At 67.1% G+C, this 16227-nt stretch carries 17 protein-coding genes, 1 tRNA gene and 1 pseudogene; 15 read left to right on the top strand and 4 right to left on the bottom strand.

The genetic code is table 11. From position 1 onward, the window contains the following. The 9 genes and pseudogenes from TCCBUS3UF1_RS04295 to TCCBUS3UF1_RS04260 all read left to right on the top strand — a co-directional run bounded on the left by TCCBUS3UF1_RS04295 (window position 1) and on the right by TCCBUS3UF1_RS04260 (window position 6570). Window positions 1-471, top strand: coding sequence for a GspH/FimT family protein (locus TCCBUS3UF1_RS04295; RefSeq protein ID WP_014515281.1), 471 nt, complete (start codon window positions 1-3; stop codon window positions 469-471). Between the two features lie 54 nt (window positions 472-525). Then, the gene (locus tag TCCBUS3UF1_RS04290; protein WP_041433756.1) at window positions 526-999 is read left to right on the top strand and encodes a GspH/FimT family protein; all 474 of its coding nucleotides are present in this window, start codon (window positions 526-528) and stop codon (window positions 997-999) included. Further along, window positions 996-1604, top strand: coding sequence for a prepilin-type N-terminal cleavage/methylation domain-containing protein (locus tag TCCBUS3UF1_RS04285; protein WP_014515279.1), 609 nt, complete (start codon window positions 996-998; stop codon window positions 1602-1604). The genes TCCBUS3UF1_RS04290 and TCCBUS3UF1_RS04285 overlap by 4 nt, the downstream gene beginning before the upstream one ends. Further along, the gene (locus tag TCCBUS3UF1_RS04280) at window positions 1601-2305 is read left to right on the top strand and encodes a PilW family protein (protein ID WP_014515278.1); all 705 of its coding nucleotides are present in this window, start codon (window positions 1601-1603) and stop codon (window positions 2303-2305) included. The genes TCCBUS3UF1_RS04285 and TCCBUS3UF1_RS04280 overlap by 4 nt, the downstream gene beginning before the upstream one ends. A 9-nt stretch (window positions 2306-2314) precedes the next feature. Beyond that, window positions 2315-3982, top strand: coding sequence for a pilus assembly PilX N-terminal domain-containing protein (locus tag TCCBUS3UF1_RS04275; RefSeq protein WP_014515277.1), 1668 nt, complete (start codon window positions 2315-2317; stop codon window positions 3980-3982). Window positions 3983-4198: 216 nt separating this feature from the next. Continuing rightward, window positions 4199-4558 carry a type II secretion system protein gene (locus tag TCCBUS3UF1_RS04270; RefSeq protein WP_014515275.1) on the top strand — a complete coding sequence of 120 codons (360 nt, stop codon included), beginning with the start codon at window positions 4199-4201 and terminating at the stop codon, window positions 4556-4558. A 69-nt stretch (window positions 4559-4627) separates the two neighbouring features. Then, window positions 4628-4678 (top strand): annotated as a pseudogene (locus TCCBUS3UF1_RS12425) (prepilin-type N-terminal cleavage/methylation domain-containing protein); the annotation flags it as partial. Window positions 4679-4696: 18 nt separating this feature from the next. Then, window positions 4697-4981, top strand: a complete 285-nt coding sequence (locus tag TCCBUS3UF1_RS04265) for a hypothetical protein (protein ID WP_050802035.1) — start codon at window positions 4697-4699, stop codon at window positions 4979-4981. A gap of 8 nt (window positions 4982-4989) precedes the next feature. Next, window positions 4990-6570 carry an O-antigen ligase family protein gene (locus TCCBUS3UF1_RS04260; protein WP_014515273.1) on the top strand — a complete coding sequence of 527 codons (1581 nt, stop codon included), beginning with the start codon at window positions 4990-4992 and terminating at the stop codon, window positions 6568-6570. Here the strand turns inward: TCCBUS3UF1_RS04260 and TCCBUS3UF1_RS04255 are convergent. Further along, entirely contained in the window at window positions 6502-7875 is a 1374-nt protein-coding gene (locus TCCBUS3UF1_RS04255) for an O-antigen ligase family protein (protein ID WP_155983259.1), read from the bottom strand. The two genes, TCCBUS3UF1_RS04260 and TCCBUS3UF1_RS04255, sit on opposite strands and share 69 nt — an antisense overlap. 12 nt (window positions 7876-7887) lie before the next feature. On the opposite strand from TCCBUS3UF1_RS04255, the gene TCCBUS3UF1_RS04250 reads away from it, so the two are divergent. Genes TCCBUS3UF1_RS04250 through TCCBUS3UF1_RS04225 form a run of 6 tightly spaced genes read left to right on the top strand, consistent with a single transcriptional unit; the run spans window position 7888 to window position 14390 of the window. Next, complete coding sequence (locus TCCBUS3UF1_RS04250; RefSeq protein ID WP_155983258.1) at window positions 7888-9213, top strand: sugar transferase; 1326 nt, start codon at window positions 7888-7890, stop codon at window positions 9211-9213. Then, a complete protein-coding gene (locus tag TCCBUS3UF1_RS04245; protein WP_014515271.1) occupies window positions 9210-10430 on the top strand; it encodes an oligosaccharide flippase family protein in 1221 nt (406 codons plus the stop codon). The genes TCCBUS3UF1_RS04250 and TCCBUS3UF1_RS04245 overlap by 4 nt, the downstream gene beginning before the upstream one ends. Next, complete coding sequence (glf, locus tag TCCBUS3UF1_RS04240) at window positions 10427-11548, top strand: UDP-galactopyranose mutase (RefSeq protein ID WP_014515270.1); 1122 nt, start codon at window positions 10427-10429, stop codon at window positions 11546-11548. Before TCCBUS3UF1_RS04245 ends, glf begins: the two co-directional genes overlap by 4 nt. Continuing rightward, the gene (locus tag TCCBUS3UF1_RS04235; RefSeq protein ID WP_231291414.1) at window positions 11538-12449 is read left to right on the top strand and encodes a glycosyltransferase family 2 protein; all 912 of its coding nucleotides are present in this window, start codon (window positions 11538-11540) and stop codon (window positions 12447-12449) included. The genes glf and TCCBUS3UF1_RS04235 overlap by 11 nt, the downstream gene beginning before the upstream one ends. After that, window positions 12442-13248, top strand: a complete 807-nt coding sequence (locus TCCBUS3UF1_RS04230; protein WP_014515268.1) for a glycosyltransferase — start codon at window positions 12442-12444, stop codon at window positions 13246-13248. The genes TCCBUS3UF1_RS04235 and TCCBUS3UF1_RS04230 overlap by 8 nt, the downstream gene beginning before the upstream one ends. Further along, on the top strand, window positions 13245-14390 hold the full coding sequence (locus TCCBUS3UF1_RS04225; RefSeq protein WP_014515267.1) for a glycosyltransferase family 4 protein: 1146 nt from the start codon (window positions 13245-13247) through the stop codon (window positions 14388-14390). Before TCCBUS3UF1_RS04230 ends, TCCBUS3UF1_RS04225 begins: the two co-directional genes overlap by 4 nt. Here the strand turns inward: TCCBUS3UF1_RS04225 and TCCBUS3UF1_RS04220 are convergent. The 3 genes from TCCBUS3UF1_RS04220 to TCCBUS3UF1_RS04210 form a co-directional block, all read right to left on the bottom strand. Further along, on the bottom strand, window positions 14387-15034 hold the full coding sequence (locus tag TCCBUS3UF1_RS04220; protein WP_014515266.1) for a chromosome segregation protein ScpA: 648 nt from the start codon (window positions 15032-15034) through the stop codon (window positions 14387-14389). The two genes, TCCBUS3UF1_RS04225 and TCCBUS3UF1_RS04220, sit on opposite strands and share 4 nt — an antisense overlap. Further along, entirely contained in the window at window positions 15031-16044 is a 1014-nt protein-coding gene (gene trpS / locus TCCBUS3UF1_RS04215; RefSeq protein WP_014515265.1) for a tryptophan--tRNA ligase, read from the bottom strand. Before trpS ends, TCCBUS3UF1_RS04220 begins: the two co-directional genes overlap by 4 nt. 47 nt (window positions 16045-16091) lie before the next feature. Next, a tRNA-Leu gene (locus TCCBUS3UF1_RS04210) sits at window positions 16092-16178 on the bottom strand. Between the last annotated feature and the right edge of the window lie 49 nt (window positions 16179-16227).

Below are 16227 nucleotides of genomic sequence, written 5' to 3'. Positions count from 1 at the left end.
ATGCGGCAACCGGGGTTTAGCCTGCTGGAGCTTCTCCTGGTTCTGGGCCTTTTGGGGGTCCTCCTTGGCCTGGGCCTACCCCTCCTCTCCCCCAACCGCCTGGCCCTGAACGGGGCAGCCCAGACCCTGGCCGCCCAGGTCCACAGGACGCGGCTGGAGGCCATCCGCCATAACGCCTTCGCCGGGCTCCACGTGTTCACGGAAGGGGCGGGAGGGTACGTGGTCTTCCTGGACCGGGACGGGGACCGCCGCCCCACGCCAGGGGAGGAGCTCCAGACCGTGCGCTTCGGGGAAGGGGCCTGGGCCCGGGTGCGGCTGGACCCCGGGCAGAGCGCCCTCGGCAACCTTCCCCTCCTCTTCGACCCCCGCGGCATCCCCGCCAAGCCCATCACCGCCACCATCGCCCTCACTTCTGGTCCGGCCACCCGCAAGGTGATCCTCAGCCAGCAGGGCCGCCCCCGCCTGGACTAACCCCCCATTCGGGGGATGCACCCACCCCACCCCCGGGTCTACCCTTATGGAGGCATGAGGAAGCCCCTGGGCCTTTCCCTCCTGGAACTCGTGGTGGTGGTGGCCGTGCTGGGGATCCTTCTGGCCTTGGGGACGGGTTTCCTGCGCTCCGACCGCATCGCCGTGAACCAGGCCGCCCAGTCCCTGGCCGCCCAAGTGACCCGGGCCCGCCTGGAAGCCATCCGGCGCAACGAGTTTGTGGTCATCAACTTCAGTACCCAGGGCTTTGGAAGCTACACCATCTTCGTGGACACCAACCGCAACACCAGCCAGGACGCGGGGGAGCCTACCATCCAGACCGTAACCTTCGGCCAGGGGGAATGGGCCCGTGTCCGGCTTACCGGCGTGAGCGGCAGCTCCACCCTGGTCTTTGACACCCGGGGCATCCCCCCGAGCCTGGCCCCGGTCACCCTCACCCTAAGCGACCGCGGCGGCACCTACACCCGGACCGTAAGCATCTCCGCGCAAGGGAGGGCGCAAGTGCAATGAGAACCCAAGGCCTCACCCTGGTGGAAACCCTCGTCGCCCTGGCGGTGGTGGGCATCGCCTTCGGTGCCCTCCTCCTGAGCCAGGTTTCCAACCTGCGGGCTTCGGCGCAAAGCCGCTACGCCACCGACGCCAAGGCGGCGGCCGTCCGGGTCCTGGAAGACCGCTCGGCCCAGGTGCTGCGCAGCGAGATCCCAAGTGACCTGGCCGGTCTAGCCTCCGACTTCTGCAAAACCAACCCCAGCGACACCCGGTGCGCCCAGGTGGACGACCCCACCACCGGGCGGAGCTTTTACTTCGTGGACTACTACTACCGCTGCCCCACCCCCGTCACCCCCCCTCCGGCCCTGCGGGGCGGGAACGCCAACCGCCTCCGCCAGGTGGATTGCGTGGGCACGGTCCAGCAAGGGGGGATTGAGGTAGACTGGCGCATCTTCGGCGAAAGCGGCATCCGCGGGGAAGGCGTGGTGACGGTGGTGGTCACCGCCCAGCACCCCCGCGGGGCCCGGGTGACCATGGGCCGCCGGGTCACCTGCTACGACGTCTACCCTTCCCCCACCCAGGACAAACCCGCCCCCTGCCCCCCGCCGGGAGGTGGTAGGCCGTGAAGCGCAAGGGGCTCACCCTGGTGGAAGTCCTGGTGGCCGCGGCCATCCTGGTGGTCCTCCTGGGGGTGGCGGTGCGGTACTTCGCCAGCACCGCCGAGCTCGGGCGGAATACCCAGGCCAAAAGCGAACTCCAGGACCGGGTGCGGATGGTGATGCAGGTGGCAACCGGGGACCTGCAGATGGCCGGGGCCCGCTACTGGAACGCGGGCACCGCCAACCGGGCCTTCACCCTGCCCCTAGGCAAGGTACTCCTGGGCACCGATGGCGGGGCCAAGGACACCCTTAGCCTCTACTACGTCACCAGCCTGCGGGGCCAGAACGAGGCCTGCCGCCGGGTGGGCTACGACTTCCAGGGCGACACCCTGCGGCGAAGCGACGTGAACGCCACCCCTACCACAGGCAACGACTGCACCGAACCCGCCTCCAGCCCCCAGCCCCTGGCCGAGGGTATCCTGGCCCTGGACATCCAGTACGTGTGCAGCGACGGCACCGCCAAGAACACCCCCGACTGCGGCGCCGCCGCCTACCCCCGTTCGGCCATCGTGGAGGTGGTGGGATACACCCTAAGCCCCGTGCAAGGCCCCGGCCCCGCCACCCTCACCACCCACACCGGGCAATCGGTTTCCTGCCCCCAGGGCAGGGCCTGCTACGCCCTGAGGCAGGAGGTCTTGATGCCCAACCTCAAGCCCTTGCCCCAATAGGAGGAAGCCATGCGGTCTAAAGGCATTGCCCTGGTAGCCACCCTGGCCCTGATGGTGCTGATCGGCCTTTTGGTCTTCAGCACCTTCTTCCGAACCCAGATAGAACTCTGGGTAACCCGCAACGACACCACCTCGGTCCAGGCCTTTTACGCCGCCGAAGCCGGCCTGCAAAAGTACAAGGCCGTTCTCTTCCAGCAGTACGTATGGCGGGAACAGCAGGGCCAGACGGGAGGGGGTAGCGGCTGCTTTACCTCCTTGGTCACGGGCCTGGACCTGGACCGCAACGGCAACCTCCTCACCTTCGTCAACAACCAGATCACCTTGGCCACCAACGAGGTGGTGGTGGACGCGGACAACCGCCCCATCGGCCGCTACACCGTAACCCTCTACCGGGATGCCAACGACGGCCAGCTCTTTACCCTGGTTTCCCAGGGCACCTCGGGCGGGGCCAAGGCCACGGTGCAGGCCACGGTCCGCCTCAGCAACACGGGCTACCTGGAGCAGGCCATCTTTGCCGGTACCGGCCAGGCCAACAAGTGGCTGAACGGCGGGGCCACCATCCGCGGGGGCATCTACATCGTGGGTAGCCCCAGCAACCCCAACCAGACGGTCATAGACGCCAACGGCAACTTTGAGCTGCTCAACTGGTACGACCTGAGCAGCTACAGCGGCATCGCCGCCCGGGTGGACACCGCCTACCGCCAAGCCAACGACCTCTGCGCCAGCCTGCGGGTGCAGTACGGCAAGATTTCCGTGGGCGGCAGCACCCGCTTGGGGGAACCCAGCAACAAGCTCAAAGGGGTCTTTGTGGGCCGGGGCGGCCAGGACATCACCGGGCAGAACGTGGACGTCTGCCAGAACAACAAGGGGGTCTGCACCGAGGCCATGGGCCCCTTTGACCTGGCCAACCCCCCGGCCTTCCCCACCCTGGACGCCAGGCTCAACTCCGAAGCCTGCAAGGACTACAGCACCTGGCGGGCCTGCTTGCAGGACAGGGCCGCCTTGCGCATCCAGCGCGTGAGCAACACCGTGAGCCTGGCCTATCCCTTGAGCGTCACCCTCAACGCCTCCTGCTTCAACGCCATCAACAACTCGGGGGTCCTGACCCTGGATAAGAGCACCGTGGACTGCACCTACACCCGGCTGGACGGCTCCCAGGGCGGCTTCAAGTACACCTACGCCAGCAACCAGGGGCTTCTGGAAATCTACGGGGACGTGGTCCTGGAAGGCCTGAACGTGGTCTTCAACCAGCCCACGGAGTACAAAGCCCTTTCCGGAAACGAAAAGAACGCCACCTTCGCCGTGCTGGCCAAGAACAACCAAGGCGGCAACGTGGACCTGAACGACAACCTTCTCCCCCAGACCAACCACGGGCTTTTCCCCAACCACGCCCTGGGCCTGGTGGCGGAAGACGACATCTACCAAAGGGGCCAGTACGTGATGGCTCCCGTGTATGCCGGGGGCACGTTCCGCGTGGTGAAGGATAACGTCCTCTTCGGCTCGGTCATCAGCAACGAGTTCTGCACCACCAGCGCAGGCAACCAGACGAACTGCAACGCCGGGCAGAAGGCCGAGGTGGTGTACATCCGCATCCCCCAGGAAAACCGCCCCGTCCTCCTGCCCGCCATCAGGGGCGGCACCCCCGTCTTCCAAATCCTTTCCTATGAGCGGCGCTAGCTTTCACACCGCCTTCACACCCCTAGGGCATCCTGAAGGTGGCTCCCCCGGAAACCCCGTTGACAGCCCTAAGGCCCCGGGGGAAGATAGAAGGGGGAAAGGAGGTGGGAGGCAGGTATACAAACCCAAGCTCGGTTTCGGGGATTTGCGGCAACAGGCACTCATGGCCGCGCACATAGATCAAGGGCGCGGAAAACCTAAAGGAGATAAGGAAATATGCGGAACGCCAAAGGCTTTACCCTGATTGAGCTCCTGATCGTCATCGCCATCATCGGCATCCTGGCTGCGGTGCTGGTGCCCAACCTGCTCCAGGCCCGCCGGGCAGCCAACGACCGGGCAGCCCAGGCCCACGCCCAAAACGTCTACAAGGCCGCCTACGCTTATATCGCCGAGGATACCTCCCGCGATGTGGCCAGCATCACCGATACGAACTGCAAGCAGGGGGGCTTCTCTGCAGGTCAGTACAGCGTGCCGGATCCGGGAGCCGCAGTAGTAGAGTGCACAGTGGGTGGGAGCGGTACCGAGCCTACCGTTACGGTTAAGAGCTCTAACGGCACCTCTTTCAAGGTGCCATAATCGCCTCGACGTGGGGCCCCCTACACGGGGGCCCCAAAGTTTTTGTTCAACCTGCGGAACGCAAACCCCATGTCTGCCTATACCAAGGGGTTTACTCTCCTGGAATTCCTGGTTGTCATCCTAATACTTGGGCTCGTTATGACCGCCGGTGTAGCCAGCTTGTCTGGCTCCTGGCAGGCCACCCGGGACCGGGCCGCCCTGGCCCACGGTCACAACGTCTTCAAGGCCGCCTGGGCCTACGTGGCCGAGGCGCCTGGCCGCGCCCTGGTGACCGGGGACTGCGCCGCGGGCTACACGGCAGGAAGCTACTCCGTCCCCAACCCGGGGGGTAGCGTCCGCTCCTGCACCGTGCGCGACCGGGGGGACGGCACCCCCGAGGTGGAAGTCGTAAGCCAGAGCGGCCGCACCCACCGCCTTCCCTAAACGGGCCCATGCCCCCCAGGCTCCCCCTCCCCCTAGCCCCAGCCCTCGCCCTGGGGGGCCTCTACCTTCTCCAAGGCTTTCCCCACCACCTTTTTCACGAGCCTCCCCTCCCCCTAGCCGGCCTGGCCCTGGGCCTGGTAGGCCTGCTGGGGCTATCCCGTTGGGGCGTACCCGTTGCGGCCTGGCTCTGGTGGGGATGGGGGCTCCTCACGGCTCTCTGGAGCCTGGCCCCCGGGCACACCCTGGTGGCCTCCCTGTGGGAGGTCTGGGCCCTGGCCGCTTTGGGGGCGGGCCGGTGGCGGGCTGGGGTCTTGGTCCTTTTGGGCCTCCTCCTCCTGGAAGGGGTCTACACCGCCTTGGCCCTGTGGCAGGCCGGGCTGGTCAGCTACGTTTCCGGCTCCCACCACTACCTTCTGGGGGCCCTGGCCCTGGGGGCCTTGCCCCTTTTGGGGGCCCATGCCGCCCGGGAAGGCGGCTACCGGGTAGCCGCCTTCCTCCTGGCGGCCCTGGCCCTGTACGCCGCCCTCATCTCCGGGGCGCGGGCGGTGTACCTGCCCCTCCTCATCCTGCTGCCCCTGGCCCTTCTTCGCCTAGCCCAGGAGGGCGGCTGGGCCCGGGCCCTGGGGCTGGCCCTGGGCCTTGCCGGGGGCGTGGCCCTGCTGGAAGCCTTCGTACCCGGGAACGCCATCCTCAACGCCCTGGCCTTCAAGGCAACCCTCACCCAAGGGGAGGCCTTGGGAGGGGAGGCCAAGGCAGGGGATACGCCCAGCATCGGCAACGTGGAAGCCCGCCTCCTCATGTGGCGCCTGGCCCTGCGCATGGCCTGGGACCACCCCCTAGGCACGGGAAACGGAAGCTATAGCCAGGTCTTTGAGGCCTACATGGACTACCCCGGCCTATCCGGGGTGTGGTCCCGGAGCCCCCACAACTACCTCCTGGAAACCCTGGCCACCGGGGGATGGGTGCGGACGCTTCTCCTCCTCCTTCTCCTATGGCCCACCCTGCCCGCCCTTCGGGGCAAGGACTGGCCCTGGGCCCTGAGCGTCCTTGGGCTTTGGACCCCTATGCTTTTTGACGTTTCCGGCTACTACCCGGGCTACCTGGCCCTGGCCTTCCTCCCCCTGGGGGCCTTGGCACCAGCCCCCGCAGCCCGCCCTGTGGGCCTTCTAGGCACCTTGGCGGCGGCAGCCCTAACCCTCTTCTGGTACTGGCCCTGCCAGGGCCCTGCCTGCGCGGCCAGGCACCTGTACTTCCCTGCCCACACGGCCAAGGCCGTGGAGGCCGCAGCCCCAGCCCAACGGGCCCAGCTCCTTCGGGAAGCGGAAAGGCACTACCCCCTTTCCCCCTGGCCCCTCACCCTGGCCCTAGGCCATGCCCAGGGCCAAGAAGCGCGCCTGGACCTGGCCAGGAAGCTTGCCGAACGCTTCCCCTACGCCCGGGAAAGCTTCTACCTCCTCTGGGCCCAAGCCGCCCTGGAAGCAGGCCACCTGGAGGAGGCCCAAAGGGCGCTGGAGCTTGGCCTAAGGCACTTCCCCGGTTCGCCCAGCCTGATGGCCCTCCGGGCTTCCCTGCCCGCTCTTGGCCATTAGCGGCCCGAGGGCGCCCAGCCCCGCCCCCCAAAGGGCCCAGAGGGCCCCTTCCCCATCGGGAAGGGCAAACCAGAAAAGGAAGAAGGCGTGAACGGCCAGCAATCCCGTGGCGGCAGGATGGAGCCCAGCAAGACCCCTAAGGCCCCAAAGGAGAAGGGCCAGGTAGAGGCCAAGCCCTAAAAGCCCCCATTTGAGGCCCACCTCCAGAAACTGGTTGTGGGCACGGAAGAGGTAAAGCCGCAACCTTACAAAGCTTCCATCATCCTTTCTAAGCAAAAACACGGGGTCACCCCCGGGTGCGTTGGCTACTTCCACGAGTGAAGCATCCGTATATCCAAACTCAGTGCGTAAAAAAGCCTCCAAATCCTCCTTATGCAAAAACTGGGGCCAGCGCTGTTCAAACACCCCTCCCCCCCAGCCCAAGAGGGGCCTGGCGGCCATGCCCCCCAGGGCAGCCTTCCAGTAGTAGAGGCGGGTGAGGAAGGTGCTGGGGCTGGCCACCTCCCGCACCGTCCCCCCGCCTTCCACCGGCCCCCGGGAGGCCAGCCAGACGGCCCCCATGCCCGTCCCCACCCCCAAGGCCAGAACCAGGCCGGCCAGAAGGCCATAACGGGGGGCCCGCCAAAGGGCCAGAAGGGCAAGGACCGCAAGGGCCAAAAGCCCGGCCCGGTTGAAGGCCAGGCCTATTCCCAAGGCCCCCAGGAAAAGGCCCCAAGGGTTCCGAAGGCCCAGGGCCACCCCCGCGGTCAGGACAAAGTAGCCGGAGAGGTGCCCCTTCTGCGGAAAGGTCACTAGGGGCAGATCGGCAGGGGTAGCGCGGACGTAAAAGAGGGGGCGGCCCATGAGCACCTCCGCCAGGGCAAGAAGGGCCAGAAGGCTTCCCCCCAGGACCAGCCCAAAGGCCACCCGCCTGGGGGTTTCCGGGTCCTCGCGGGTGCGCAGGTACACCAAAAGGGCCACGGCCAGCATCATCAGGCTCCAGACCAGGCCGTCCGCGTAGTTGTGGGTTGAGCCCGTAAGGGCCACCGCCCGCTCGGGGGAGAACAGGGCCGCCAGGACCATCACCAAGGCCAAGGCGAATAGGAGGGCCAAAACCGGCTGGGTACGCAGCTTTCGCGGCAGGTGGAGGAGGTGGCCCAGGCGGGTTGCCGGATGGGCCAGCATCTCCAGCAAGGCCCCTAAGAGGACGAAGAGGAGCACAAACCCGTGCTTGGCCAGGACCACCCCGGCATGGCTGGGAAGCCAGGGAAGGACCACAAAGGGGTAAAGAAAGGCAAAGGTGGGCCAAAGGAGCTTCAGTATCATGGGAACCATCATATGGGCACCCTCGGGGAACAACGCACCTACATCCGGGCCCGGCCCCTCCCTGGGCTAACGGCCATGGCCCTCCTCCTTTCCGACCTCCTTTGCCTCCTCCTCGCTTGGGCCCTGGCCCTGGCCCTCCGGGCGGGAACAGGGGGAAGCATAGACCCGTCCCTCTACCTGCGCCTCCTGCCCGCTTTGGCCCTTTTCCCCTTCCTCTACGGGGCCTTCGGCCTCTACCCCGGGCTTGGGGTCCACCCGGCCCTGGAACTCAAGCGCCTAAGCGGGGGCACGGCCTTGGGGTTCCTCCTCCTCGCCGCCGGGGCCTTCCTCTCCAAAAGCGGGCCCCTCTACTCCCGCCTCTCCTTCCTCCTGGCCTTCGCCCTGGCCCTCTTCCTCGTCCCCTTGGGCCGGGCCCTCCTCCGGCACCTCTTTGCCCGTAAGGCCTGGTGGGGGGGCAAGGTGCTGGTGGTGGGGGCAAGGGGGGAGGAGGTGGAGGCCCTCCTCCGGCAAGCCCCCGGCCTGGGCCTGAAACCCACCCCCACCCCCGAAGGGGCCTACGCCCTGGTGGTGGCGGGAAGCCTGCCCAAGGAGGAAGCCCTGGCCCTCCTGGAGCGCTTTCCCCGGGTCCTCCTCCTCCCGGAGGTGGGGGAAGGCCTGCTTTGGGCCGAGGTGCGGGACCTGGGCGGGGTGGGGGCCTTGGAGGTGCGGCAAAACGGCCTCCTCCCCGGGAACCTCCTCCTCAAGCGGGGGCTGGACCTTTTGGGCGGGGCGGGGCTTTTCCTCCTCTTTCTCCTCCTCCTGCCCCCCATTGCCCTCGCCCTTTACCTGGAGGACGGCGGGCCCCTCTTCTACCGCCACCCCCGGGTGGGCCAGGGGGGGAAGCGCTTTTTTGTGCTCAAGTTCCGCACCATGCGCAAGGACGGGGATGAGGTGCTGAAGCGCCACCTCGAGGCCCACCCTGGGGCCAAAGAGGAATGGGAAAGGCACCGGAAGCTCAAGGAGGACCCCCGGGTGCTAAGGGTGGGGCGGTGGCTCAGGAAGTTTTCCCTGGACGAGCTTCCCCAAGCGGTGAACATCCTCAAGGGGGAGATGAGCCTGGTGGGGCCGAGGCCCGTGACCGAGGAGGAACTCCCCCGCTACGGCGAGGCCCTGCCCCTCTACCTCAAGGTCAAGCCCGGGCTCACGGGCCTGTGGCAGGTTTCCGGGCGGAATGGCCTTTCCTACGAGCGCCGGGTGGCCTTGGACCGCTACTACGTGCAGAACTGGTCCCCCTGGCTTGACCTCTACATCCTGGCCCGCACCCTTTGGGCCGCCCTGAGGGGGGAGGGAGCGGGGTGAAAAGGGGTCTTCTCTACCTCTACGCCGTCCAGGGGGCCAACTACCTCTTTCCCCTCCTCACCCTCCCCTACCTCTCCCGGGTCCTGGGCCCGGAGGGGTTTGGGCTCCTGGCCGTGGGCCAATCCCTGGCCCTTTACCTGCAGGCCGTGGTGGACTGGGGTCTCTCCCCCCTCGGCGTGCGGAGAGTGGTCCAGGCCGGGGGGAAGAGGCTCGGTTCCATCTACTGGGGAGTCACAGGGGCTAGGCTTCTTCTCCTCCTGCCCGCTTCCCTCCTGGCCCTCCTGGCTTACCTGGTCCTCCCCGCCCTTCGGGGCCAGGAGGAGGTAGCCCTTTCCGCCCTCTTCTGGGCCGCCGCCTGGGGCCTGAGCCCGGTCTGGTTCTTCCAGGGGCTGGAGCGCATGGCGGAAGTGGCCCTCTTGGAGATCTTGCCGCGGGCCCTCGCCACCCTTAGCATCTTCCTCTTGGTACAGGAAAGCCAACCCCATATGCCCCTCATACTGCAGGGATCATGGGCCCTAATGGCTCTCGGTTTTGGGAGCTGGCGGATTTTCAGGGAAATAAAGGAAAAACCTACCTTCAAAGCAACCCTCCTCTACTTGCAATGGGGCCTTCCCTTCTTTCTCGCTCGCTTGGGTACCCTCCTCTATGCAGGAAGCGGACCCTTGCTTTTGGGCTTCTTCACCCCGCCTGCCCAGGTGGGCCTTTACGTTGGGGCCGAGCGCCTCACCAGGGCTGTCCTGGCCTTGTTGGAACCCCTCAACCGGGCTTTCTTCCCTCGCTTCGTTCGCCTCCTGGAAGAAGACCGGAAGCAAGCAGGGAAGTTCGCTACCTTTCTCCTCTGGAAGGTGGGGGGGTTAGCCCTCTTGGGGGCCTCCCTTTGGGCTCTCTCTGCTCCTCTCCTCCTTTCCCTCCTCCTCGGCCCGGGGTACGAGGGGGCTGTGCCCCTCATGCGCATCCTGGCCCTCCTCCTCCCCCTGGTGGCCCTCTCCAACCTGCTGGGGTTGCAGTGGATGCTGGCCCTGGGGCTGGACCGCCCCTTCAACGCCATCATCCTGGGGGCAGGGGTCCTGAACCTGCTCCTGGGAAGCCTGTTCGCCTTCCTCTTCGGGGCCCCGGGCCTGGCCTGGGCCGTGGTCCTGGCGGAAGCCTCGGTCACGGGGGGGATGCTCCTCTACTTGGGGCGGAGGGGGCTCCTCCCCTGGGAGGTGGCCCGATGAGGGTGGACTACCTCATCGTGGGGGCGGGCTTCACCGGGGCTACCCTGGCCGAGCGCCTGGCCTCGGCGGGAAAGCGGGTCCTGGTGGTGGAACGCCGGGACCACATCGGGGGCAACGCCTACGACGAGCCCGATGAACGGGGGGTCCTGGTCCACCGCTATGGGCCCCACATCTTCCACACCGCCAGCAAGAAGGTCTGGGACTACCTTTCCCGCTTCACCGAGTGGCGCCCCTACTACCACCGGGTGCGGGCGGTGGTGGAGGGGAAGCCCATCCCCCTCCCCTTCAGCCTGGCCTCCTTAAGGGCCCTCTTCTCCCCAAGGCTTGCCGATCGCCTGGAGGAAAAGCTCCTGGCCCGCTACGGCTACGGGGCCCGGGTGCCCATCCTGAGGCTCAAGGAAGAAGAGGACCCCGACCTGCGGTTCCTGGCCGACTACGTCTACCGCCAAGTCTTTGAGGGCTACACCCTCAAGCAGTGGGGCCTGCGCCCTGAGGAGCTTTCCCCCTCGGTCACCGCCCGGGTCCCCGTCCTGGTCTCCTACGACGAGCGCTACTTCCAGGACCCCTACCAGGCCATGCCCAAGGAGGGGTACACCGCCCTCTTCCGGCGCATGCTCCGCCACCCCCACATCAAGGTCCTCCTGGGGGCGGACTGGAAGGAGGTGGAAGGCGAGGTCCGCTTCCGCCGCCTCATCTTCACCGGGCCCATCGACGAGTTCTTCGGCCATGCCCATGGGCCCCTGCCCTACCGCTCCCTGCGCTTCCGCCTGGAGGGGCATCCCGTGCCCTGGTTCCAGGAGGTGGGCACGGTGAACTACCCCAACGAGCACCCCTACACCCGGGTGACCGAGTTCAAGCACCTCACGGGCCAGGGCTACCTGCCCCACACCACCTTGGCCTACGAGTACCCCGAGGCCTACGAGCCCGGGCGGAACGAGCCCTACTACCCTGTCCCCAGGGAGGAGAACGAGGCCCTCTACCGCCGCTACCTGGAGGAGGCCAAGGGGCTTAAAGGAGTCTACTTCGCCGGGAGGCTTGGGGACTACCGCTACTACAACATGGACCAGGCGGTGGCCCGGGCCCTGAAGCTCTTTGAGGAGGTGGTCCGTGGTGAATGAGGGAGTCTGCGCCGTGATCGTGACCCATAACCGCAAGGAACTCCTCAGGGAGTGCCTGAAGGCCGTCCTCTCCCAGACCCGCCCCCCTGACCATGTGCTGGTGGTGGACAACGCCTCCACCGACGGCACCGGGGAGATGCTCCGGGAGGAGTTTAGAGAGGTGGAGGTCCTCCGTCTGCCGGAGAACCAGGGGGGTGCCGGGGGGTTCCACGAGGGGATGAAGCGGGCCTACGAAGCGGGGTATGGGTGGATTTGGGTCATGGACGACGATACCTTTCCCTACCCCGACACCCTGGAGGGTCTTCTGCAGGGGGCGCGAAAGGAGGGGCTGGAAGCGGTTGGACCTCTTCCCGTGGCTCTCCACGACGAGGGAGAACTCGCCTACCCTCACCATGGCCCCCTGGGCCTCACCTGGCGCTCCGATGGGCTTCGCCCAGGGATTATCCGGGGGGAAGCCTCCTTCTTCCTGGGGGTACTCCTGCGGCGGGAAGTTATAGACAAAGGGGGTCTTCCCGACAAACGGCTATTCATTCGGGGAGACGAGGTGGAGTACAACCACCGCCTCCGGGCCAGGGGAGTCCAGCTGGGGGTTCTTCCTGAAGTTCGGGTACGCCACCCCAGCTTCCGTAAAGAGCTGACCATCCTCTTGGGCAAACGGTTGGTGGTGGGGTATTCCGGTAATCCCCGGAAGGACTACTACAACTACCGCAATCGGATGTATGTCTTCCGCACCTACCGCAGGGCTTGGCCCTTGTGGGCCCTTCTAGACCTTTTCCGGCACGCTTGGTTCTTCCTCCTGGTACGCCGGGGAGACCTGAGGGGCTTCCGCTTATGGGCCCGGGCAGCCTTTCTGGGGCTCCAGGGTAAGCTTCTTCCCTACGAGGAGGCATTCCGTGGCTGAGAGGAAGGTTGCCCTGCTCATCCCGGTTTACAACGACCAAGAAGGCCTGGAGGAAACCCTTGCCCACCTTCCGGGCGAAATCCCCCTGGACGTGGTGGTGGTGGACGATGGAAGCCAACCCCCCATCACCCTCCCCCAACTCCCCCCACCCCACCGGGCCTTCCTCCTGCGCCTGGATGGAAACCGGGGGATCACGGGGGCCCTGAACGAGGGGCTCCGCTTCGTCCTGGAGCGGGGCTACCCCTATGTGGCCCGCTTGGATGCCGGGGATGTGGCCCTGCCGGGGCGGTTCGCCAAGCAACTCCGCTTTCTGGAAGAGCACCCCGAGTACGCCCTGGTGGGCGGGCAGGCCCGCTTTGTGGACCCCACGGGAAGGGAAACCCACCGGGAGCGCTTCCCCACCGAGGACGGGGAGATCCGCCGGGTCATGCACGCCCGGAACCCCTTCCTTCACCCGGCCGTCACCCTGCGCACCGAGGCCCTTAGGGCGGTGGGCCTTTACTCGGAAAGGTACCCTGCCGCTGAGGACTACGAGCTTTTCTTCCGCCTGGCCAAGAGGTTCAAGGTGGCCAACCTGGACGAGCCCGTGGTGGAGGTGCTGCTAAACCCTGAAGGGATAAGCGGCAAGGGGCGGCGCAGGCAACTCCTAACACGCCTCCGCATCCTCCTGGAAAACTTTGACCCCGGCCTCAAGGAGAGCTGGCTTGGCCTCCTGAAAAACGGCGCCCTTTTCTTTACCCCCACCCCCTTGGTGGGGTGGCTGAAGCGGCGCCTGCCGGGGAGGAGGGGGTGGCTTTGAGGGTCCTGTGGGTCCTCGAGGCCAGCGGGGGCGGGGCGGGAAGGCACGTGGCCGACCTGGCCCCCCTTCTCCTCCGGGAAGGGGTGGAGGTCCACCTGGCCTACTCCCCTCTGCGCCTGGCCGAGCCCTTGCGTTCGGCCCTTCCCGCCTTGGCAAGGGCCGGGGTGCGCCTTTTCCCCCTTCCCATGCGCCGCGCCCCCCACCCCTCGGACCTGGGTGCCCTCCTCCACCTCCTGGCCTACGCCCGGAAGGAAGGCCCCTTCGCCCTGGTGCACGGGCATAGCGCCAAGGGCGGGGCCTTGGCCCGCTTCCTCGGCCCCCTCCTGGGGGTGCCCGTGATCTACACCCCCCATGCCCCCATCACCCTCTCCCCTTTCCTCCTCCCTTGGGAAAGGTGGCTTTACGGGCTAGCGGAAAGGACCCTCGCCCGCTTCACCCGCCTTGCCGTGGCCGTCTCCCCCTGGGAGCGGGAGGAACTCCTAAGGCTTGGCTACCCCGAGGGAAGGGTGGCCCTCATCCCCAACGGCGTGGACCCCTCCCTCTACCCCCAGGGGGCGCGGGAAGCGGCCAGGCGGTCCTTGGGCTTGGAGGGGGAGTTTGCGGTGGGGTTCGTGGGGCGGCTAGACCTGCAGAAAAGGCCCCTCCTGGCCCTGGAGGCCTTTGCCCACTTCCTGGAAGGAGGGGGGGAAGGGGTCCTCCTCTTCATGGGCGAAGGCCCCCTGAGGGAAGAGGTGGAGGCGGTGGTCCGGCGAAGGGGCTTGGGGAGGAGGGTCCGCTTCGTCCCCGGGAGGGATACCCGCTTCCTCATGCCCGCCCTGGACGGGCTTCTCCTCACCAGCGCCTACGAGGGGATGCCCTATGTGCTCCTCGAGGCCTTCGCCGCCGGGGTGCCCGTGGTGAGCGCCCCTACCCCGGGGCTAGGGGAGTGGCTTGGGGAGGAAGGGCTCGCCCTGGTGGCCGAGGCCCCCACCCCAGAGGCCCTGGCCGCCGCCCTGCTCGAGGCCCAGCAGGACCCCCACCGCCGCGCGAGCCTGCGTGCCCGGGGAAGGGCCTGGACGGAAGAACGGAACCTGGAGAGGATGTTCAGGGAAACCCTAAGCCTATACCGAAGCCTCCCTGCAAGGTCGGCCCTCGCCCCCTAGGCCAACCGCTCCGCCAGCCCCTCCTCGGCCTCCACCCACAGGGGGCCGAAGTTCTCCTCTTGCCAAAGCCCCACCAGGCCCAGGCGCTGGGCCTCCAGAAGGGCGGCAAAGCCCACCGCCTTTTCCTCCCAGCCCCTGAGGGGCAGGCGGTGGAAGGGCATGCGCCCCTTTAGGAGGCCACGCAGGCGGCGCCAAGCCTCCTGCAGGCCGAACCCCTCCGGGGGAAGCTGGAGCACTGCCCGCCGGAAGGGGCGGGCGGCCTCGGCCAGGGCCCTGGGGGAAAGGCGCAAGGGAGCCCTAGGTACCGGGGGCGGCTTGGCGGGCACCAGGCGGGCCCGCCGCCTCAGGCGTTCTTCCAAAAAGGCCACGGTATCGGAGAGGTCCAGAAGGGTCCGCACCAGGGGCAGCTCCTCCCCCTCCTCCTTGGGGGTTAGGGCCTTCTCCGGGGCCAGCTTCAGGAGCAAAAGCTCGGCCAACAGGGGCAGAAGCTCGGCCCGGGCCCTCAGGTCCTCCGGCACCTGGGCCAGGGCCTGCTCCACCAGGAGGAGAACGGGAAGGGCCTTGGGGGAAAGCCGCCCCCGCCTCAGGGCCTCCCGCAGGGCCTCCGGGGTACCGGAAAAACCGGGAAAGGCCAGGCGGATCACGTGCGCACCGGACGCTTCCGGGGCAGGAGGAGGCCCACCTTCTCCCGCACCTCCTCCATGGTGGCCTGGGCCACAACCCGGGCCCGTTTGGCCCCTTCCAGAAGGGCATCCATCACGTAGTCGGGGTCCCGCTTGAGGGCCTCGGCCCGCTCGCGGATGGGCCTTAAAGCCTTCATCATCTCCTCAAAGAGGATGCGCTTCACCGCCAGGGTGCCGATGCCCGCCCGGCGGTACTCCGCCTTCAGGGCCTCCACCAGCTCCTTGGGGGCGAAGTAGGAGAGGTAGGTGAAGACCACGGTGCGCTCCGGGTCCCCGGGGTCGGAGAGGCGGATGCGCTGGGGGTCGTCGGGTAGGTGCTGGATCTTGTGCCAGATGCTCTCCTCGGGCTCCAGGAGGCCGATGGTGTTCCCCAAGGACTTGCTCATCTTGGCCTTGCCGTCAATGCCCGGCACCCGGGGGGCCTCGGGGTTCAGGAGGGCCTGGGGCTCGGGGAAGGTTTCCCCGAAGAGGCCGTTGAAGCGGCGGGCGATCTCCCGGGTGAGCTCAATGTGCTGCACCTGGTCCTCCCCCACGGGCACGGTATCCGCCTTGTAGACCAGGATGTCCGCCGCCTGCAGGACGGGGTACATGAGGAGGCCCGACCATATGGCTTCCTGCTTGGCGGCCTTGTCCTTGAACTGGGTCATCCGGGTCAGGTCCCCTAAGGGGGTGAGGGTGGTGAAGACCCAGGAGAGCTCGGTGTGTTCGGGCACGTGGGACTGGACGAAGAGGGTCACCCTTTCCGGGTTGAGCCCGGCGGCGATGTTGACCAGGGCCGCCTCAAAGGTGCGCCGGGCCAGGGTCTGGGGGTCGTAGGCCAGGGGGTTGGTGAGGGCGTGGTAGTCCACGATGCAGAAGAAGGCCTCCCGCCCCAGGCGTTCCCCCAGCTCCACCCACTGCTTGATGGCCCCCAGGTAGTTGCCGATGTGGATCTCCCCCGAGGGCTGGATGCCGGAGAGGACCCGCGTCATGGGCCTTAGTGTAGCAAAAGGCGTAGGCCCCCTTCCGGGGGCCTTTCTGGTGCCGGGGGCGGGACTTGAACCCGCACGTCCGTGAGGACACACGACCCTGAATCGTGCGCGTCTACCAATTCCGCCACCCCGGCAGACGCAAGGGTCATTGTAGAGGGCCTCTCCCTTTTCGTCAAGCTTGAC

Origin of the sequence: Thermus sp. CCB_US3_UF1, from assembly GCF_000236585.1 — a bacterium.
Taxonomy (GTDB): domain Bacteria; phylum Deinococcota; class Deinococci; order Deinococcales; family Thermaceae; genus Thermus.
The sequence above is the reverse complement of the archived record's forward strand: the minus strand, read 5'-3'. Positions and strand labels throughout refer to the sequence as shown.

Coding starts and splice junctions, on each gene's coding strand:
- glf (WP_014515270.1), top strand. CDS start 10,427: ATGAGGGTGGACTACCTCATCGTGGGGGCGGGCTTCACCGGGGCTACC.
- TCCBUS3UF1_RS04270 (WP_014515275.1), top strand. CDS start 4,199: ATGCGGAACGCCAAAGGCTTTACCCTGATTGAGCTCCTGATCGTCATC.
- TCCBUS3UF1_RS04255 (WP_155983259.1), bottom strand. CDS start 7,875: ATGATACTGAAGCTCCTTTGGCCCACCTTTGCCTTTCTTTACCCCTTT.
- TCCBUS3UF1_RS04295 (WP_014515281.1), top strand. CDS start 1: ATGCGGCAACCGGGGTTTAGCCTGCTGGAGCTTCTCCTGGTTCTGGGC.
- trpS (WP_014515265.1), bottom strand. CDS start 16,044: ATGACGCGGGTCCTCTCCGGCATCCAGCCCTCGGGGGAGATCCACATC.
- TCCBUS3UF1_RS04260 (WP_014515273.1), top strand. CDS start 4,990: ATGCCCCCCAGGCTCCCCCTCCCCCTAGCCCCAGCCCTCGCCCTGGGG.
- TCCBUS3UF1_RS04285 (WP_014515279.1), top strand. CDS start 996: ATGAGAACCCAAGGCCTCACCCTGGTGGAAACCCTCGTCGCCCTGGCG.
- TCCBUS3UF1_RS04250 (WP_155983258.1), top strand. CDS start 7,888: ATGGGCACCCTCGGGGAACAACGCACCTACATCCGGGCCCGGCCCCTC.
- TCCBUS3UF1_RS04290 (WP_041433756.1), top strand. CDS start 526: ATGAGGAAGCCCCTGGGCCTTTCCCTCCTGGAACTCGTGGTGGTGGTG.
- TCCBUS3UF1_RS04275 (WP_014515277.1), top strand. CDS start 2,315: ATGCGGTCTAAAGGCATTGCCCTGGTAGCCACCCTGGCCCTGATGGTG.
- TCCBUS3UF1_RS04265 (WP_050802035.1), top strand. CDS start 4,697: ATGACCGCCGGTGTAGCCAGCTTGTCTGGCTCCTGGCAGGCCACCCGG.